At 64.3% G+C, this 16,604-nt stretch carries 14 protein-coding genes and 2 pseudogenes; 7 read left to right on the top strand and 9 right to left on the bottom strand.

Going from position 1 to position 16,604, the window contains the following annotated elements:
• Together I8N66_RS14520 and tet are read right to left on the bottom strand one after the other, a co-directional pair.
• Positions 1–562: pseudogene (locus tag I8N66_RS14520) on the bottom strand (FAD-binding protein); the annotation flags it as partial.
• Positions 563–829: 267 nt separating this feature from the next.
• Positions 830–2,017, bottom strand: a pseudogene (tet, locus tag I8N66_RS14515) (Tet(A)/Tet(B)/Tet(C) family tetracycline efflux MFS transporter).
• 116 nt (positions 2,018–2,133) lie between these two features.
• Here tet and tetR point away from each other — a divergent pair.
• Both tetR and I8N66_RS14505 read left to right on the top strand, forming a co-directional pair.
• The gene (gene tetR, locus I8N66_RS14510) at positions 2,134–2,751 is read left to right on the top strand and encodes a tetracycline resistance transcriptional repressor TetR (RefSeq protein WP_113536117.1); all 618 of its coding nucleotides are present in this window, start codon (positions 2,134–2,136) and stop codon (positions 2,749–2,751) included.
• A gap of 161 nt (positions 2,752–2,912) precedes the next feature.
• Entirely contained in the window at positions 2,913–3,347 is a 435-nt protein-coding gene (locus I8N66_RS14505; protein WP_113536100.1) for a DUF1772 domain-containing protein, read from the top strand.
• Between the two features lie 15 nt (positions 3,348–3,362).
• On the opposite strand, the gene I8N66_RS14500 is transcribed toward I8N66_RS14505, so the two are convergent.
• From I8N66_RS14500 to I8N66_RS14490, 3 genes are read right to left on the bottom strand one after another with little or no spacing between them, the layout of a single operon-like run.
• The gene (locus I8N66_RS14500) at positions 3,363–6,500 is read right to left on the bottom strand and encodes an efflux RND transporter permease subunit (protein ID WP_113536101.1); all 3,138 of its coding nucleotides are present in this window, start codon (positions 6,498–6,500) and stop codon (positions 3,363–3,365) included.
• Positions 6,497–7,681 (bottom strand): efflux RND transporter periplasmic adaptor subunit, encoded by a 1,185-nt coding sequence (locus I8N66_RS14495; RefSeq protein WP_113536102.1) that lies wholly within the window; start codon positions 7,679–7,681, stop codon positions 6,497–6,499. Before I8N66_RS14495 ends, I8N66_RS14500 begins: the two co-directional genes overlap by 4 nt.
• Positions 7,654–7,995, bottom strand: coding sequence for a hypothetical protein (locus tag I8N66_RS14490; protein WP_291154668.1), 342 nt, complete (start codon positions 7,993–7,995; stop codon positions 7,654–7,656). The genes I8N66_RS14495 and I8N66_RS14490 overlap by 28 nt, the downstream gene beginning before the upstream one ends.
• A gap of 5 nt (positions 7,996–8,000) precedes the next feature.
• On the opposite strand from I8N66_RS14490, the gene I8N66_RS14485 reads away from it, so the two are divergent.
• Positions 8,001–8,822: a cyclase family protein gene (locus tag I8N66_RS14485; protein WP_291154666.1), complete on the top strand. Its 822-nt coding sequence runs from the start codon at positions 8,001–8,003 to the stop codon at positions 8,820–8,822.
• A 198-nt stretch (positions 8,823–9,020) separates the two neighbouring features.
• Here I8N66_RS14485 and I8N66_RS14480 read toward each other — a convergent pair whose 3' ends face one another.
• The gene (locus I8N66_RS14480; RefSeq protein WP_113540684.1) at positions 9,021–9,335 is read right to left on the bottom strand and encodes an EthD family reductase; all 315 of its coding nucleotides are present in this window, start codon (positions 9,333–9,335) and stop codon (positions 9,021–9,023) included.
• Positions 9,336–9,455: 120 nt separating this feature from the next.
• On the opposite strand from I8N66_RS14480, the gene I8N66_RS14475 reads away from it, so the two are divergent.
• The 4 genes from I8N66_RS14475 (at position 9,456) to I8N66_RS14460 (ending at position 14,351) form a co-directional block, all read left to right on the top strand.
• A complete protein-coding gene (locus I8N66_RS14475) occupies positions 9,456–9,815 on the top strand; it encodes a hypothetical protein (RefSeq protein ID WP_291154664.1) in 360 nt (119 codons plus the stop codon).
• A 123-nt stretch (positions 9,816–9,938) separates the two neighbouring features.
• The gene (locus I8N66_RS14470; RefSeq protein WP_291154662.1) at positions 9,939–10,346 is read left to right on the top strand and encodes a carboxymuconolactone decarboxylase family protein; all 408 of its coding nucleotides are present in this window, start codon (positions 9,939–9,941) and stop codon (positions 10,344–10,346) included.
• A 133-nt stretch (positions 10,347–10,479) separates the two neighbouring features.
• Positions 10,480–12,945 carry a UvrD-helicase domain-containing protein gene (locus I8N66_RS14465; protein WP_291154681.1) on the top strand — a complete coding sequence of 822 codons (2,466 nt, stop codon included), beginning with the start codon at positions 10,480–10,482 and terminating at the stop codon, positions 12,943–12,945.
• Between the two features lie 155 nt (positions 12,946–13,100).
• A complete protein-coding gene (locus tag I8N66_RS14460) occupies positions 13,101–14,351 on the top strand; it encodes an adenylate/guanylate cyclase domain-containing protein (RefSeq protein ID WP_291154660.1) in 1,251 nt (416 codons plus the stop codon).
• Between the two features lie 27 nt (positions 14,352–14,378).
• Here I8N66_RS14460 and I8N66_RS14455 read toward each other — a convergent pair whose 3' ends face one another.
• The 3 genes from I8N66_RS14455 to I8N66_RS14445 form a co-directional block, all read right to left on the bottom strand.
• The gene (locus I8N66_RS14455; protein ID WP_113540688.1) at positions 14,379–14,840 is read right to left on the bottom strand and encodes a GNAT family N-acetyltransferase; all 462 of its coding nucleotides are present in this window, start codon (positions 14,838–14,840) and stop codon (positions 14,379–14,381) included.
• Between the two features lie 44 nt (positions 14,841–14,884).
• Positions 14,885–15,523 (bottom strand): isochorismatase family cysteine hydrolase, encoded by a 639-nt coding sequence (locus I8N66_RS14450; protein WP_291154657.1) that lies wholly within the window; start codon positions 15,521–15,523, stop codon positions 14,885–14,887.
• A gap of 170 nt (positions 15,524–15,693) precedes the next feature.
• On the bottom strand, positions 15,694–16,365 hold the full coding sequence (locus tag I8N66_RS14445) for a phosphoribosyltransferase (RefSeq protein WP_291154655.1): 672 nt from the start codon (positions 16,363–16,365) through the stop codon (positions 15,694–15,696).
• Positions 16,366–16,604: the final 239 nt, after the last annotated feature.

Here is a 16,604-nt window from a genome sequence, read left to right as displayed (position 1 = left end):
CGGCGCCGACGAAAAGCCGCGTCAGGTCGTAGCCGGCAGAGGACTTGCGCGCCCGGTGCGCCGTGCGGATCTCGCGCCCGTCAGCGGTCACCACCGTCAAGGCCAGCACATTGTCCTTCATGGTGCCGTAGCGCACCGCATTGGTGCCCGACGCCCGCGTCGAGGCCATGCCGCCGATCGAGGCATTGGCGCCGGGATCGATCGGGAAGAACAGGCCGGTGTCGCGCAGATAGGTATTGAGCTCCTCGCGGGTGATGCCGGGTTCCACCCGGCAGTCGAGATCCTCCGCATTGACCTCCAGCACCTTGTTCATGCGGGCGAGATCCACCGAGATACCGCCATTGGGGGCATTGATATGCCCCTCGAGCGAGGAGCCGGTGCCGAAGGGGATCAGCGGCACTTTGTGCCGGGCGGCGATCCGGACGATCTCGCGCACGTCTTCGGCGCTTTCGGCAAATACCACCGCATCGGGAAGCTGCGCCGGGATATAGGTGGTGGTGTGGGCGTGTTGGGCGCGGATCGCCTCGCCAGTCTGGAGCCGGTCGCCGAAGCGGGCGGCCAGTTCCTGCTTCGCCGCCGTGATGCCGGCCTCGTTTCTCTCGCCAGCTCTGATCGCCTTCAATGCCACGGAAAACGCCCTTCCTGTTGCATGCGCGCCCTGCCGAAGCGGTGCTTCGGAAGCGCAGTCATTTCAAGGCGCTACTGTGCAAATCGGAATCATTTTGTCCAGACGCTCGCGCTCTTGGCCGCGAGCCTAGCGCAGGAAAACGCCTGACGTGAGACCGGAGTGTCACAAGACGGTACGACAGCGCGGAAAACAGCGGACTTTTCAGCGCGGCAAACGTCTCAGCGCCGGCACGCAAAGAAGATAGAGCCCGATGGCGGCAATCCACACCCAGCCGTCCCAGGAGGCGAGCGTCAGCGAATAGAGGCCGATGAAGAGAAGCGGCCCGACGATCGACGCGAGGCTGGTGAGGCTTGTCAACGCCCCCTGCAACCTGCCCTGCCCTTCCTCGTCCACGGCGCGCGACAGGAGCGCCTGCAAGGCCGGCGAACCGATGCCGCCGCCGGCAAGCAGCAGCATGATCGGCAGCACCATCCAGCTTGCGGTGGCGAGCGCCAGCAGCCCGTAGCCGAGACTGTCGAGCACGATGCCGAGCTCAAGCGCACGTCGCTCGCCGAGCCGCGCCGCCGCCGGCCCGGCGATCACGCCCTGCGCCAAGGCATGCAGCAGGCCGAAGGCGGCCAGCGACAGGCCTGTCATCCGCGCGTCCCAGCCGAAACGGTGCTCGCCGAAAATGACCCACAGCACGGCCGGGACCTGGCCGACCAGCTGCATGACGAAGAAGACGGTGACGAGCCGCAGGAGAAGCGGACCGCGCAGGACCTGTCGCAGACCCGCCAAGGGCTTGAGCCCACCGGCGGGCGCATTCGCCCAACCACCTTTGCGGCTCTCCGCCAGGAACAACGAGGCGAAGAGAAAGCCGAGGCCGTTCATCACGGCGGCGGCGGCAAAGGGCGCGTGCAAGCCGGTGGAGCCAAGCAGCCCGCCGGCGACCGGCCCGGCGATCATGCCGACACCGAAACAGGCACCGAGCGTGCCGAAGTGCCGCGCCCGCGCCTCACCCTCCGTCGTATCGGCAATGGCAGCACCGGCGACGGCACCGGTCGCTCCCGTGATACCGGCGATCATGCGACCAAGATAGAGCACCGTGAGCGTCGGCGCCGTTGCCATGATCGCATAATCGATTGCCGCACCGGCGAGCGACACGAGCAGAACGGGCCGCCGACCATATCGGTCGGAGAGAAGGCCGAGCACCGGCGCGAAGACGAATTACATCACGGCATAGAGCGAGACCAGGACGCCGTAGTGACCGGCGACCTGATCGTTATGGGTGAGGTTGCGCAGGAGACCCGGCAGCACCGGCATGACGAGGCCGATGCCGAATGCATCGAGCGCCACCGCCGCAAAAAGCACCCACAGCGCCTTGCGCCCTGCCCTGGTGCCGTCGCCCACACAGGGGACTGCCTCATCCGTCTTTTCAAGGGTCATCGCCTATTCCTTATCATTGATAAATTAATGCACGGGAAACTTATCGCTGATAAATTGTCAAGCGACGGATGGAGACGACGATGACGAAGCTGCAACGGGACACGGTGGTGCGCGCCGCGCTGACACTGCTGAACGAGGTGGGGCTGGACGGCCTGACGACCCGCAGGCTTGCCGAGCGGCTGGGCGTGCAGCAGCCGGCGCTCTATTGGCACTTCAAGAACAAGCAGGCGCTGATTGCGGCGCTTGCCGAGGCGATGATGGCCGAGAACCATGATCGCTCCGTGCCAGAGCCCGACGAGGACTGGCGCGCATTCCTCACGGCCAATGCCCGAAGCTTCCGGAGGAGCCTGCTTGCCTATCGCGACGGGGCGCGCATTCATGCCGGCACCCGGCCGAGCGCACCGCAGATGGCATCCGTCGAAGCGCAGATCCGCCTGCTGCATGCGCAAGGCTTCCCCCCGGCCGAAGCCGCTTCCGCCCTGCTCTTGATCAGCCACTATGTCGTCGGCTCGGTGCTGGAACAGCAGACCCCATTGGAAGCAACCGAAGGAAGGACCGACGGCGAAACGGCATCTGACGAGACGGCGCCGCTTTTGGCCGCCGCGATGCGGGCGCTCGACGAGAGCGGACCCGACGCCAGCTTCGAATACGGCCTCACCACGATCGTCGAAGGCCTGGCACAACGGCGCGAACGCTAGGAGATCCACCCGGCGAGAAAGCGATTCAGTTTCAAGGCGCTGTCACCGAAACCGGAATCAGCTCCGGAGGATCCGCGCCCACCTATGAGGGCAAAACGGAAGAAAACACCTGCTCAATTGCGGGCGTTGGATTATCATGTCGGGGTGAAGGGAGAGAGGCAATGTTGGGTCTCACCGCTTTGCTCACCGCGTCGATCTTTTTCGGCGCCGCCGTCTACATCAATCTGGTCGAGCAGCCGGCAAGGCTCCACCTCGACGATCGCGCGGCCCTCGCGCAATGGGTACCTTCCTACCGCCGCGCCTTCGAAATGCAGGCGACGCTCGCCCTGATCTCGGGCCTGCTCGGCGCTGCCGCCTGGGGGAGGACCGGCCACGTGCTCTGGGGCATGGGGGCGGCGATCATCATCCTGAACTGGCCCTATACGCTGCTCTTCGTCATGCCGGTCAATCGCAAGCTGGAGATAACGCGGCCAGATGAAGCCGGGGAAGAAAGCCGCACCCTGCTCAAGCGCTGGGGCAGGCTCCATGCCGGGCGAACCGCGCTCGGCGGGCTGGCGGCAACGATCTTTCTCATTGCCGCCTGGCTCGAAATATAGCGTCGAAGAGACCGGCTAGTGCGTCTCCAGCGCCGCTGCCGCTTCCATTTCCTCGTGCAGCTTGCGCTCTTCGTCCGCATGCGGCTTGGTGAAGCGCGCAATCACCAGATAGGCGACCGGCGTCAGGTAGAGCGTGACGATCACCGCCAGCCCCAGGCCGCCGACCAGCACCCAGCCGAGCGCGATCCGCGCTTCCGCGCCCGCGCCGCTTGCCAGCACCAGCGGCACCGCGCCGACGATGGTGGCGATCATCGTCATCATGACCGGACGCAGCCGGATGTTGGCGGCATTCTCGATCGCCGAACGCACGTCCTGGCCACGGTCGCGCAGCTGGTTGGCGAATTCGACGATCAGAATGCCGTTCTTCGCCATGATGCCGACAAGCATGACGAGGCCGATCTGGCTGTAGATGTTCAGCGTATTGCCGGTCATGATCATCGCGAACACCGCGCAGGCAAGCCCAAGCGGCACCGTCGACATGATGATGAGCCCGCTGACGAAGCTTTCGAATTGCGCCGCCAGCACCAGGAAGATGATGACGATCGCAAAGCCGAAGGTCACGAACAGGCCATTGGCGTTTTCGTTGAGTGTTGCGGCTTCGGCGAGCGGCATGATGCGTGAGCCCGGCGGCAGCAGCGGCTCGGCCATCTGCTCGACCATGGTCAGCGCCTCGCCGAGCGCGAGGTCGGACTTGAGCCCGGCCGAGAGCGACACGGCGCGAAGCTGCGATTCGCGCGAGAGCTGCGGCGCCACCGCCTTCTCCTCGACGCTGGCGATCGTCGACATCGGCACGATCTTGCCGTCGCCGGCCTTCAGGAAAATGTTCTGGAGGTCGGTCGGGTCGTTGACCGGGTTGGTCGAAGACAGGAGCTTCACCGGATAGGATTCGCCGTCGACATAGACGTCGACGACGCTGTTGCCGTCGAGCATGGCCTGCAGCGCCCAGGCAAGGCCGCCGATATCGATACCCATATCGGACGCACGTTCGCGGTCGATGGTGATCGAAAGCTGCGCCTGGTTGGCTTCGTAGTTGAGGCGGACGTTTTCGAAGCGGCCGGAATCTTCCATCTGGCGCACGAGCTTCGCCGCCGCATCGCCGAGCTTGTTGTAGTCGTTGCCGACGAGCGCCACCTGCAGGCCGCTGCCGGCGCCGCGAATGCCCAAACTGTTCGGCTGCATGGCGAAGACGCGGACCGAGGGGATGCGCGCCGTCACCTTGTTGATCTCGGCAACGATCTCCTGCTGCGTGCGGTCACGCTTCTCCCAGGAGGCGAGCGTCAGCACCATGAAGCCGCTGTTGACCGAACCGCCCTGCCCGGAGATCGAGAAGATGTTGTCGATCTCGCCGGATTGGACCAGCGGCTGCAGCCCGTCTTCGATGCGGCGCATCTGCGATTGGGCGTATTCGAGCGAGACGCCCTGCGGCGCATTGATTCGCATCATCACCTGCGACCGGTCTTCGCTCGGCGTCAGCTCCGATTTCAGGGTCAGGAAGCCGGCGGCGCCCATGACCGTGAAGAAGCCCGCAACGACGAAGACGATCAAAGGCGAATTCAGGCAGGCCCGCAGCGTCACCCGGTAGAAGCCGGCGGCGCGCGCGCCGAACCGGGCCATCGGCCCCGGCACCGTGTGCTTCTCCTTCGTCAGCATGCGCGAGGCCAGCATCGGGCAGAGCGTCAGCGACACGAAGGAGGAAAGCAGGATCGAAAAGGCAAGTACGAAGCCGAACTCGCGGAAGAGACCGCCCGTCTGCCCCGGCAGGAACGACAGCGGCACGAAGACGGCGGCAAGCGTCGCCGTCGTCGCCAGCACCGCGAAGAACACTTCGAGCGTGCCGTGCACCGCGGCTGCCCGCGGCCCCAGGCCCTCGGCCCGTCGCCGCACGATGTTTTCGAGCACCACGATCGCGTCGTCGACGACGAGACCGGTCGCAAGCACGATCGCAAGCAGCGTCAGGATGTTGATCGAGAAACCGGCGAGATAGATCGCCGCCACCGTTCCGATCAGCGCGATCGGCATGGTGATCGTCGGGATCAGCGTCGCCCGCCAGTCGAGCAGGAACATGTAGATGACGAGCGTCACGATGAAGACGGCAACGAGCAGCGCGATCTCCACCTCGTGGATGGCGCCGTTGATGAAGACGGCATCGTCGCTGGTGATCCGAAGCTGCGTCCCCTCGGGCAGGATCTGCGTCTGGATGGTGTCGACGACCTTGCGCACGCCCTCGGAAATATCGACCGTGTTCGATTGCGCCTGGCGGATGATGCCAAGGCCAATGCCCTGGCGACCGTTGGAGCGCAACGCCGTCGTGCCCGTATCCGGGCCGAGCGTCACGGTGGCGACGTCACGCAGGCGCACATTGTTGACGAGGATCAGGTTTTCGAACTGTTCCGGCGTCTGCAGATCGGCCGTGGCGCGCACCGAGATATCCTGGCTGGCGCTGGTCAGCTTGCCGGCCGGAACGTCGTAGGAGGCGTTGGCGAGCGCGGTCCTGAGATTGGCGACCGTCACCCCGCGCCCGGCGAGCTTCGCCTGGTCGAGATCGATGCGGAAGATCTTCTCCTGGTCGCCATAGACGGCGACGTCGGCCACGCCTTCCACTGCCGCCAGCCGGTCGCTGATCTCGTTTTCGACGAGCAGCGTCATGTCTTCCATCGACATCGTGTCGGAGGTCAGCGCCAGGCGCATGATCGGCTGGCTATCGGCATCGGCCTTCACGATGCTCGGCTCGTCGACATTGTCGGGCAGCTGGTTGCGCACCCGGCCGAGCGCGTCGCGAATGTCGTTGGAGGCCTGGCCGATATCGGTGGTGTCGGAAAACTGCAGCGTCACGCGGCTGCGGCCGAAGGAGGACGTCGAGGAGATGTCGCGGATGCCCTGAACGCGCGAGACGGCGCCCTCGACCACCGAGGTTACCTCACGGTCCATCGTCTCAGGTGCTGCGCCATCGAGCGTCGTCGTCACCGAAATGACCGGCTGGTCGACCTGCGGCAACTCGCGAATCTCGATTCCGTTCCAGGCCGCAAGGCCGGCAACGACGATCAGCGTGTTGACGACGAGCGCGAAGATCGGCCGGCGGATAAAGAGTGCGGTAAAGCCGGTCTTGCCGCGTTCGCGGGCGGATGGCTTGCTGTGCCCCTCGCCCCCGCTCACTTGGTTTCCTCCGCAACCTTCTGCGCTGCATCCTGCTTGCGCTCGCGGCCGGCAATGCGGACTTCGCCGCCGTCACGCAGGCGCTGCACGCCCTCGGTCACGATCTCATCGCCTTCCGAAAGCGCCGCATCCACCAGCACCTTGTCCGGGTTGCGCTGGATGATCTTCACCGGCACCTTCTCGCTCTTGTCGCCCGTCACGCGCCAGATATAGGAGCCTTCCGAGCTCCACTGGATCGCCAGCGGATCGACCGTCGGATAGGTGTCGCCGTCAAAGGCCACGGTGACGGAGAAGGACATGCCTGCCCTCAATCTGTCCTCGGGGTTCTCCAGTCGCGCGCGCACACGCAACGTCCGGCTTGCCTGGTCGAGCCGGTTGTCGATGGCGTGAATTACGCCATCGAGCTGGTTGCCCGGCTGGGCGATCGCAAAGGCGGTAACCGGCTGGCCGACGACGATCTTGTTGGCGAACCGCTCCGGCACCCAGAAGTCGACGAGGATTTCCGAACGATCGTCGACGACGGCAATCGGCGTCGTGGTCGTGACATAGTCGCCGACATTGACGGTGATGATACCGACCACACCCTTCGAAGGCGCAACGATGTCGCGGCGCTTGAGATCGAGTTCGGCGGTCTTCAGCGCCAGTTCGGCGGTCTGCATCGCGATTTCCGCGTCGCGCACGTCCACGGCCGTCACCGCGCGGGCGGTGCTGAGATTACGGTAACGCTCCACCTTTTCACGGGCGCTGTCACGGTTCAGCCGCGCCTGGTCGGCGGCGATCTTTTGGTCGTCGCTGTCGAGCCGGGCGATCACCTGGCCCTCGGCCACCTTCTCGCCGGAGCTCACGAGGATTTCTGTGAGGTTTCCGGTCGCCGTCGGCGTCACGGTGACGGAATGGATCGCCTCGCCGTTGCCGATGGCATTCAGCCGGTCGTTGACGACGGAGGTTGCCGAGGGACGAACCATCACCAGAATGGCCGCGTTGCCGCCCTGACCGCGGCCGTTGCCGCGCTCGCCACCCTGGCCACCGCCGGTCGTGGGCTTCGACAAGGCATCGATCAGCGGGTGAGAAACGCCGATGGCGGCGAGCGTTTCACCTGCGCCGGGCACGAACCGCACCCAGACGGTTGCGCCCACGAGAAGCACAGCGGCGCTCACCGCAAGCTGTTTCCAAACCCGCATTCAAGTCTCCAAATTAAGCAAAAAACACGCCCCAGCGCGGCACGTCCGGCGGTTCGTTCCGATTGCGCGGAGTATCCCTGTTCGCGCGTGTCGGGGCAATGACGGAATGCCATCATTACGCAATTGTAATAAAAGCGAATTTGTTGGCGGGATGATGACGCGCGGAGCGATTGCACCGCAGCTTCCGGCGTGAATCGCACTTTGCTGCGCAAGCCGGCATTTACAGCGGCTTCGGCCGCGCTATCCTGCAACCGCTGGCCGCTTTTGCCGAGCGGTTTCGCCGTCTGGTTTTTCAGTTTCTTGAAGGGGAGCAAGAACGATGTGCGATGCCTGTGTGATGGAAACGGTGAAGGAGCGCATGCTCTCGCGCCGCAGCTTCTTCAAAGCCGCTGCAATTGGAACCGCCGGCCTCGCCGTGGCGAGCACCGGCGCAGCACCTCCGGCGCTCGCCCAGGGACATGGCAGCGTCACGGACCTGACCCACGAACTGCATGAGGATTTCCCGACCTTCTTCGGCCAGCAGCAGTTCTTCCGCGAGGAGAAGTTCAACTACGCCAAGGACAAGTTCAACATGTTCGAGCTCAGGGTGAACGAACACACCGGCACCCATGTCGACGCGCCCCTGCACTTTTCCGCCGACGGCCTTTCCGTTGCCGAGCTGCCGGTCGACAAGCTCGTCGTGCCGCTCGTGATCGTCGACATCCGCGCGAAGGCCGCATCGGACGCGGACGCCCAGGTGACGCCGGACGACCTCAAGGCCTGGGTCGCCGCCAATGGCGAGATCCCGGAAAATGCCTGCGTCGCCATGCTTTCGGGCTGGAGCGCGCATATGGGCACGGACAAGTTCCGCAATGCCGATGGCGGCGGAAAACTGCACTTCCCCGGCTTTCACGTCGAGGCGGCGAAGTATCTCATCGAAGAGAGCAAGGCGGCCGGCATCGCCGTCGATACGCTGTCGCTCGATCACGGCCCTTCGCCCGATTTCGCCACCCACTATGCCTGGCTGCCCGAAGGGCGCTGGGGGCTTGAGGCTGCCGCCAACCTCGACAAGCTGCCGGCCAAGGGCGCGACGCTCATTCTCGGCGCGCCGAAGCATCGCGGCGGCACCGGCGGCCCGGCGCGCGTCTTCGCGCTGGCCTAGGTCACGGACCTATAGAGCACACCCAGGTTTTGGCTGAAGCGAGTTTGACGGGAGCAAGGTCGTTTTCGCTTCCATGGCAACCACATGTTGCCGATCGTCGACCAGTTCCGCACCGGCTGCGTCACCATGAATCACGGTGCGCCAGCACGACGCCGATCGCGGAAAGGTCAACGGCTACGCCTGACGCGCCAAGGCACCCTACCCTCCAACGACTTCACTGATCTGAACGATGGGCGTGATGTCCGTATAGTTGGCGACATCCGCGGAGATCTCGGCGCGGTGCGGACCTAACGCCTCCTGGAATGTCTCGAGGCTCGGCGAGTAGACGTGGCACGCCGCGACAAACTGTGGCGCGCTTCCAGGCTCGCGACCGGCAACGCCCCTGTCGATCTCGTAGCGCAGGCAGGCATCGCCGAGCCGCTCCTCGAGCAAGGGCATGTGGGTGGTGCGGTAGTAGTCGTGGTCGAACTTCGAGCCGCCATCGGCCGGATAGTAGACGCTCATCTTGATCATGATCGGGCTCCTGCCTGAACGCCGCTTCGAGCGTCCGAAACTACTTCTAGGTTACCGACCTATGGAGCACAACCAGGTTTTAGCTGAAACACGTTTGACGAGCGCAAGGTCGTTTTCGCTGTGCTTTTCGAAGCGGGTGACGACGGCACCGCAGACTTTCAGATCACGCAATCGGCCGTGGCCTCTGCAGGCACGGCTTCGGGTACGTTCCCGCCGGGTAGTTCCACACCGCTCAGCCGCCCCTCGACGGCAACCATTCGCATGGCCGACACGCCTTACGGGGCCTGCAACCCCAAGACCGTCACTGACGCCAGCGGCCAGACACGCGTGGTTGCCGCACGGCCGACGGGCTTCTGCGGCCCCAAGGTCTTCATCGTCACGCAGAACGGCAATGCCTATCAGGGTTCGAGCAAAGGCGTGCTGTTTACATCAGGACCATTCGGCGCGAACAACCAACCCTGCAACGAAATCCCCAATTGAACGCATCGACGACGGCTGCCCCAAACGCAACGCTGGCAATCGCTGCGACCTTGGCTATCGTCATCGCATCAAGCGACCGGCCCGCCCGCGTGCGCCACCAGGCGACAACAGTGAAGGACACCCATGAGCACCGTTACCCCGCCCCAAAACCCGGAAGCCGACCCACGCGTCAAAGCCGTGTTCGACGACATTCGCGCCACGCGCAAATCCGATTTCATCAACAATATGTGGCTGTGGCTCGCCTTCGACCCGGAGCTGCTGGAGCAGACCTGGCGCGACGTCAAGGCCGTGATGGCAACACCTTCGGCCCTCGATCCGCTGGTGAAGGAGATGCTCTACGTCGCCGTCTCCGTCACCAATGGCTGCGGTTACTGCGCCCATTCCCACACGGCGGCAGCGAAGGCGAAAGGCATGAGCGATGCCCAGCACGCGGATCTGCTTCGAGTGATCTCGCTTGCCGCCCGCACCAACCAGCTTGCGACCGCTCTGCAGGTGCCGGTCGATGCCGTCTTCGACAAAACCACGGAATAAACCGCGCGACCAAGAATAAGCGGCTTCGAAATCGCCTGTCTTTCCACAGGCTTGGTGCGTCCGGTGCAGAAAACGGAATAAAAGAAGAACATCCTTTCTGGCCTTTCCCCACCGAATCACTACATTGAGCCGCATGATGAGTGGTTTCGACGATATTCCTTTCTTCGACGAGGAGCCGGCGCCGCGCAAGCAGTCGCCAGCCCCTGGAGGTATTCCAGCCGCCGGAGGTATTGCTGCGCGCGCCATGGCGGCGCGTGACCGCGCCCAGCCGCGCCCGGATTATCTCTCCGGCCTCAACCCGGAACAGTCCGAAGCGGTCGAAACGCTCGATGGACCGGTTCTCGTGCTGGCCGGCGCCGGCACCGGCAAGACCCGGGTGCTCACCACACGCATCGCCCATATCCTTTCCACCGGCCGCGCCTTCCCCTCGCAGATCCTGGCGGTGACCTTCACCAACAAGGCGGCGCGCGAGATGAAGGAGCGCATCGGCGTGCTCGTCGGCCATGCGGTCGAAGGCATGCCCTGGCTCGGCACCTTCCACTCGATCGGCGTCAAGCTGCTGCGTCGCCACGCCGAGCTCGTCGGCCTGCGTTCCGATTTCACCATTCTCGACACCGACGACGTGATCAGGCTGATCAAGCAGCTGATCCAGGCCGAAGGCATCGACGACAAGCGCTGGCCCGCCAAGCAGTTCGCCGGCATGATCGACGGCTGGAAGAACAAGGGCCTCGATCCGGCGCAGATCCCCGAGGGCGACGCCCGCGCCTTTGCCAATGGCAAGGGACGCGAACTCTACGCCGCCTATCAGAACCGGCTGTTGACGCTGAACGCCTGCGACTTCGGCGATCTTCTTCTGCACCCGATCCGCATCTTCCGCATGCATGCGGACGTGCTGAAGGACTATCACGACAAGTTCCGCTACATACTCGTCGACGAGTACCAGGACACCAACACGGCCCAGTACATGTGGCTGCGGCTCCTGGCCCAGCGGCCGAAGGGCGTGCCGCAGAACGTCTGCTGCGTCGGCGACGACGACCAGTCGATCTATGGCTGGCGCGGCGCGGAAGTGGACAACATCCTGCGCTTCGAGAAGGATTTTCCTGGCGCCAAGGTGATCAAGCTCGAGCGCAACTACCGCTCGACCGAACATATCCTCGGCGCTGCCGGTCATCTGATTGCCCACAACGAAGGCCGCCTCGGCAAGACGCTTTTTACCGACCGCACCGACCCGGACGATGAAAAGGTGCAGGTGCACGCCGCCTGGGATTCCGAAGAGGAAGCCCGCGCCGTCGGCGAGGAGATCGAGCAGCTCCAGCGCCAGAAGCACAATCTGAACGACATGGCGATCCTGGTGCGCGCCTCGTTCCAGATGCGCGAGTTCGAAGACCGCTTCGTCACCCTCGGCCTCAACTACCGCGTCATCGGCGGCCCGCGCTTCTACGAGCGCCTCGAAATCCGCGACGCCATGGCCTATTTCCGCCTCGTCTGCCAGCCGGCCGACGACCTCGCTTTCGAACGCATCGTCAACACGCCGAAGCGCGGCCTTGGCGACACCACCGTGCGCACGCTGCACGATTATGCCCGCGCCCGCGATATCCCGATGCTGGCGGCGGCTTCCGAGATCATCGAGACCGATGAGCTGAAGCCGAAGGCGCGGAAAGCCCTGTTCGACGTCGTCACCGATTTCCGCCGCTGGCAGAGCCTGCTTGAGACGACGGTCCATACCGAGCTCGCCGAGCAGATCCTCGACGAAAGCGGCTACACCGCCATGTGGCAGAACGACAAGTCGGCCGAAGCTCCCGGACGGTTGGAAAACCTGAAGGAACTCATCCGCTCGATGGAAGCGTTTGAGTCGCTGCGTGGCTTCCTCGAACACGTCGCGCTCGTCATGGATGCCGAGCAGAACGAGAACCTCGACGCCGTCTCGATCATGACCCTGCACTCGGCCAAGGGCCTGGAGTTTGACACGGTGTTCCTGCCCGGCTGGGAGGAAGGCCTGTTCCCGCACCAGCGCGCGCTCGATGAGGGCGGCCGCTCCGGCCTCGAGGAAGAACGGCGCCTCGCCTATGTCGGCATCACCCGCGCCAAGCATCGCTGCCACATCTGGTTCGTCTCCAACCGCCGCATCCACGGCCTATGGCAATCGACCATGCCGTCGCGCTTCCTCGACGAACTGCCGCTTGCCCATGTGGACGTGGCCGAGAACGAGCAATCCTATGGCGGCTATGGCCGCGGCGGTTACGGCCAGTCACGCTTCGACAAGGCCGATCCCTTCCAGAACAACTATTCGACACCCGGCTGGAAGCGCGCCCAGCAGCACCGCTCCGATGCCACCCGCGACAACTGGGGCACGCGCTCCGGCCATGCGGTCGAACGCATCGGCTACGGCGAAAGCGGCCCGCGCGGCCGCACCATCGACGGCGAACTGGTGGCGAAATCGACAGCCACGGAACCCTCGCGTTTCTCTGTCGGCGACCGCGTCTTCCACATGAAGTTCGGCAACGGCAACATCGCCGCGATCGAAGGCAACAAGCTCACCATCGACTTCGACCGCGCCGGCCAGAAGCGGGTGCTGGATGGGTTTGTGGAGAAGGCGTGAGGAGGTCGAAGCCCTCCTCACGTGCACTCCCTACGGACTGCACAACCATCGATCTCATGGCGCCAACCAGCGAAGTGCAATAATATTGCGGGCACAATTCTCGCGTTTGAACGAAACCATGTACCGATCTCCCTCGACGCAAAATGGGTGGAGACATGTCCTGGACGAGCGCTGTTCGCAGCCTGCTGGAGCTGGGCGCCGCAAATGTTGCGGAGGGTGACCGTGAAGGCATCCTCGTCGCGAATGTCGCGGCCTGTGTGATCGTCGTCACCACCACGAGCTTTGCCCTCATCTACGCACTCTATGGCGAGCCGAGCCTCATTCCCCTCGTCTATGCTAATCTCGCGCTAGCCGTTGCGGCCGCCATGACGCCGCTTTTTCATCGCTTCGGCCGCGTCGCGTCAGGGCTTTGGGAATTCGGCATCTGCGTGGTGGTCCTCGTCTGGATCGCCTCCTATGTCGGCCGGGACTCCGGCGTCCTGCTGACGCTGCTCGGCGTGACGCCGGTCGCCTTCGCGATCCTCGGGTTTCAAAACATCGCACTGGTGACGGTCCTCAGCGCCATGGCTGCGATCACGGTCATCGCCGCATCCATCGCGTTTCCTCAGGCGCGGTCGGGTGTCTATGACGACACCCGTTTCCTGCAACTCCTCCATTCGTCGTCGATCATCACGCTCACGCTCATGTGCTTCGCAACGATCTACTATGCCTTCCACCTGGCGAGAGAGGCGCAGGGGCGGCTCGCCCGCCTGATGACGTCGATCATGCCGGACGAGATCGTGGCGCGCCTGCTGAGGAACGAGCGTGAAACGATCATCGACGAATTCGAGCATGCGACTGTTGTCCTGATCGACATCGTCCAGTTCGTGGCCCTGTCAAACAGCCTGGGGCCGGAACGGACGGTCAACCTGCTCAACGAGCTTTTCAGCGAGTTCGATCGCCTGGCCGCAGCAACCGGTGTCGAAAAGATCAAGACCATCGGCGATGCCTATCTTGCGGTGGCGGGCGTGCCCGCCCGGCACCCCACGCCCGAGAAGGCGGCGGCAGTGTTCGGCTTCGGCGCCATCGCCGCGGCCCGCGAGATCGGCGAACGCCATGGCGTCGTCCTCAAGCTGCGCGCTGGCATGGCCTCGGGATCGGTAACGGCTGGCGTGCTTGGGCGAGCGAAATACGCCTATGATATCTGGGGTGCACCCGTGAACCTTGCCGCGCGCCTGGAAGCGATCGGCAAGCCCGGCTGCATAACCACGACCGCGGAGGTCAGGCAGCGGCTAAACGGCCGCTTCGCGTTTTCCAGCTCCGGCCATGAGGACATCAAAGGCTTCGGCCCGACCGAAATCTGGGACATGCAGTTGCCGAACCGCGATGGAAGCGTGGCTGGCAGCCGGGCGGAGGCGGAAACATGAAGTGCGGCTCGCCGGACCAGCCACGCCTCAAACCATCTTGCGGTACACCAAGAACCCGGACTTCTCCGCCACCTTGTCATAGAGCGCCATCGCCGTCTCATTGGTCTCGTGCGTCTGCCAATAGACGCGCGGCGAACCGGCTGCGCGCGCCGCCTCGTAAACACCCTCGATCAGCGCCCGCCCGACACCCTTGCCGCGCGCCTCTGCATTCGTGAAGAGGTCCTGCAGATAGCAGTTCGGCTGGATCGCTGTCGTGTTGCGGTGATAAAGATAGTGGGTGAGCCCGATCAACCGCCCCTCGCTCTCGGCCACCAGCGCATGAACAGGCTCATAGGCATCAAAGAAACGCGACCAGGTCATGGCAGTGATCGCGGGGTCGAGCGCAGTTTCACCGGAACGGCCGTAAAAGGCGTTATAGCCGTCCCAGAGCGGCAGCCACTGTTCGTAGTCTGTCCGGGCTATCGGGCGGATGCGGAGGTTGTCGGTCATTTTTGGTCCTGTGGTAGATGAGGTGAAGGGGCACTGGCGGCTGGTCATCGCCGCCTGGTCATCGCCGATGTGATCGCCTGAACGTCGGTCATGACCGCGTCGCCCATGAAGACGATGTTTTCCATCGAACGCTCCCCGGCTTCGTGATGGCCGGCCCCGCAGGCATCGCGCACGACGATCGGCACCAGGCCGAGATCGGTCGCATGGCGCACGGTCGGGTCGATGCCGATTTCCGTGGCGATACCGCAGATGGCGAAGGAAGTAAGCCCGAGGTCGCGCAGGATCATGGCGAGCGGCGTGCCCTCGAAGGCGGAAAACGTGATCTTGTCGAGGATCGCCTCGTCGTCACGGGGCGCAAGTTCTGGCACCAGCTCGAAGCCCGGCGTGCCGCGCAGAAACCAGGGGTGCACCGCATCCGGATCGTCTGTCCGCTGCCAGGCCATCGCCTGGCGTAGCTGGAAGGCGCCCATCAGCGGCCTCGGCATCGACAGATGCCGCAGAAAGATCACCGGAAACCCGCCGGCCCGCGCAGCGTCCAGCACCTTCAGCACCTTGGAAAGCACCGCCGGGCCGTTCTTGACCTGATTGGTAATCCCCACCTGCATGTCGTAGACGACGAGCGCCATGCGCTCCGGACGGCAGAAATCCTCAAGCGTCTTTCCAATTTCCAGCTTCGCGGTCATAGCCTCTCCTCGGGGTCGCCTCCTCCGGCGCCCATTCCGCCAACATCTCGCGCCGGGAATGTGGCGCGCGTGTCCCGCAGTTGCAATACGGCGCAATGCGCTTCATGCAACTATTCGGATGGGTGTCTGCAATTGCGGCAACCGACGCGCCGGCCTGTTCCAAGAGCCATTCAAGCCTCATCCTCCCGCCGCGCCTTCTTCATCAAGGCGATCACCTCCTCGTCGCTCGTCTGCTCGAAGTCGCGGTAGTGCAGGCCGACGGCGCGGAAGGCGGCGGGTGTGGCGAGGCAGATGATGCGATCGACGCAGCTGCGCAACTCGTTGAGCTCGCCTTTCGGCGCGACCGGAACCGCCAGCAGCAGGCGGCGCGGCTGTGCCCGGCGCAAGGCCTTGATCGCCGCGCGCACGGTGCCGCCGGTGGCAATGCCGTCATCGACGAGGATCACGTCGCGGTCCTTCGGCGAGAGCGGTTGGCGGTCGCCGAAATAAAGCGCGCGGCGGCGCAGGATTTCGGCGTGCTGGCGCCCGGTCTCCGCCTCCACATAGCCCTTTGCCGGGCGCACGAGCAGGATGGCCTGGCGGTTGAGAACGAGCTCGGGCTCCTCGCCGTCGACGAGTGCGCCAAGTCCGAACTCCGCATGCCCGGGCGCGCCGATCTTGCGCACGATCAGGATATCGAGTGGCGCACCGATGCGAACGGCAATCTCATAGGCGACCGGCACGCCGCCGCGCGGCAGCGCCACCACCAGCGGATCAGCCAGCGTTTCTTCCCCCGCGATCGTCTCGGCGAGCTGCCGTCCGGCGTCCGTCCTGTCTTCGAAGAGCCATGTTCCCGTAAACACCTCACCTCTCCCAGATTGCACCCGTCGCCGCGGGTCGGATCCCATTCAACGCACGAGGAGGCACTTGGTCCCGCAGAAACGGAACAAGAAGACCCGGTCGGGTTCCGCTACGTTTGGCCTTGCATTCAAGGCTCTGTTTCCCGCGCCCCTGCCCAGCCCAAGGACATCTGAGGAGCTGGCATGAAGCCACGCATGAAAGCGGGGGCGATCCACCATCCGTCGGTTGCCCGGGTGCCCTT

Origin of the sequence: Ensifer sp. SSB1 (assembly GCF_016652895.1) — a bacterium.
Taxonomy (GTDB): Bacteria; Pseudomonadota; Alphaproteobacteria; order Rhizobiales; family Rhizobiaceae; genus Ensifer.
The sequence above is the reverse complement of the archived record's forward strand: the minus strand, read 5'-3'. Positions and strand labels throughout refer to the sequence as shown.

What these genes read in the sequence shown, in the direction of transcription:
- tetR (WP_113536117.1), top strand. Translation starts at nt 2,134, where the DNA reads ATGACGAAGCTGCAACGGGACACGGTGGTGCGCGCCGCGCTGACACTG.
- I8N66_RS14505 (WP_113536100.1), top strand. Translation starts at nt 2,913, where the DNA reads ATGTTGGGTCTCACCGCTTTGCTCACCGCGTCGATCTTTTTCGGCGCC.
- I8N66_RS14495 (WP_113536102.1), bottom strand. Translation starts at nt 7,681, where the DNA reads ATGCGGGTTTGGAAACAGCTTGCGGTGAGCGCCGCTGTGCTTCTCGTG.
- I8N66_RS14485 (WP_291154666.1), top strand. Translation starts at nt 8,001, where the DNA reads ATGTGCGATGCCTGTGTGATGGAAACGGTGAAGGAGCGCATGCTCTCG.
- I8N66_RS14480 (WP_113540684.1), bottom strand. Translation starts at nt 9,335, where the DNA reads ATGATCAAGATGAGCGTCTACTATCCGGCCGATGGCGGCTCGAAGTTC.
- I8N66_RS14470 (WP_291154662.1), top strand. Translation starts at nt 9,939, where the DNA reads ATGAGCACCGTTACCCCGCCCCAAAACCCGGAAGCCGACCCACGCGTC.
- I8N66_RS14465 (WP_291154681.1), top strand. Translation starts at nt 10,480, where the DNA reads ATGATGAGTGGTTTCGACGATATTCCTTTCTTCGACGAGGAGCCGGCG.
- I8N66_RS14460 (WP_291154660.1), top strand. Translation starts at nt 13,101, where the DNA reads ATGTCCTGGACGAGCGCTGTTCGCAGCCTGCTGGAGCTGGGCGCCGCA.
- I8N66_RS14455 (WP_113540688.1), bottom strand. Translation starts at nt 14,840, where the DNA reads ATGACCGACAACCTCCGCATCCGCCCGATAGCCCGGACAGACTACGAA.
- I8N66_RS14450 (WP_291154657.1), bottom strand. Translation starts at nt 15,523, where the DNA reads ATGACCGCGAAGCTGGAAATTGGAAAGACGCTTGAGGATTTCTGCCGT.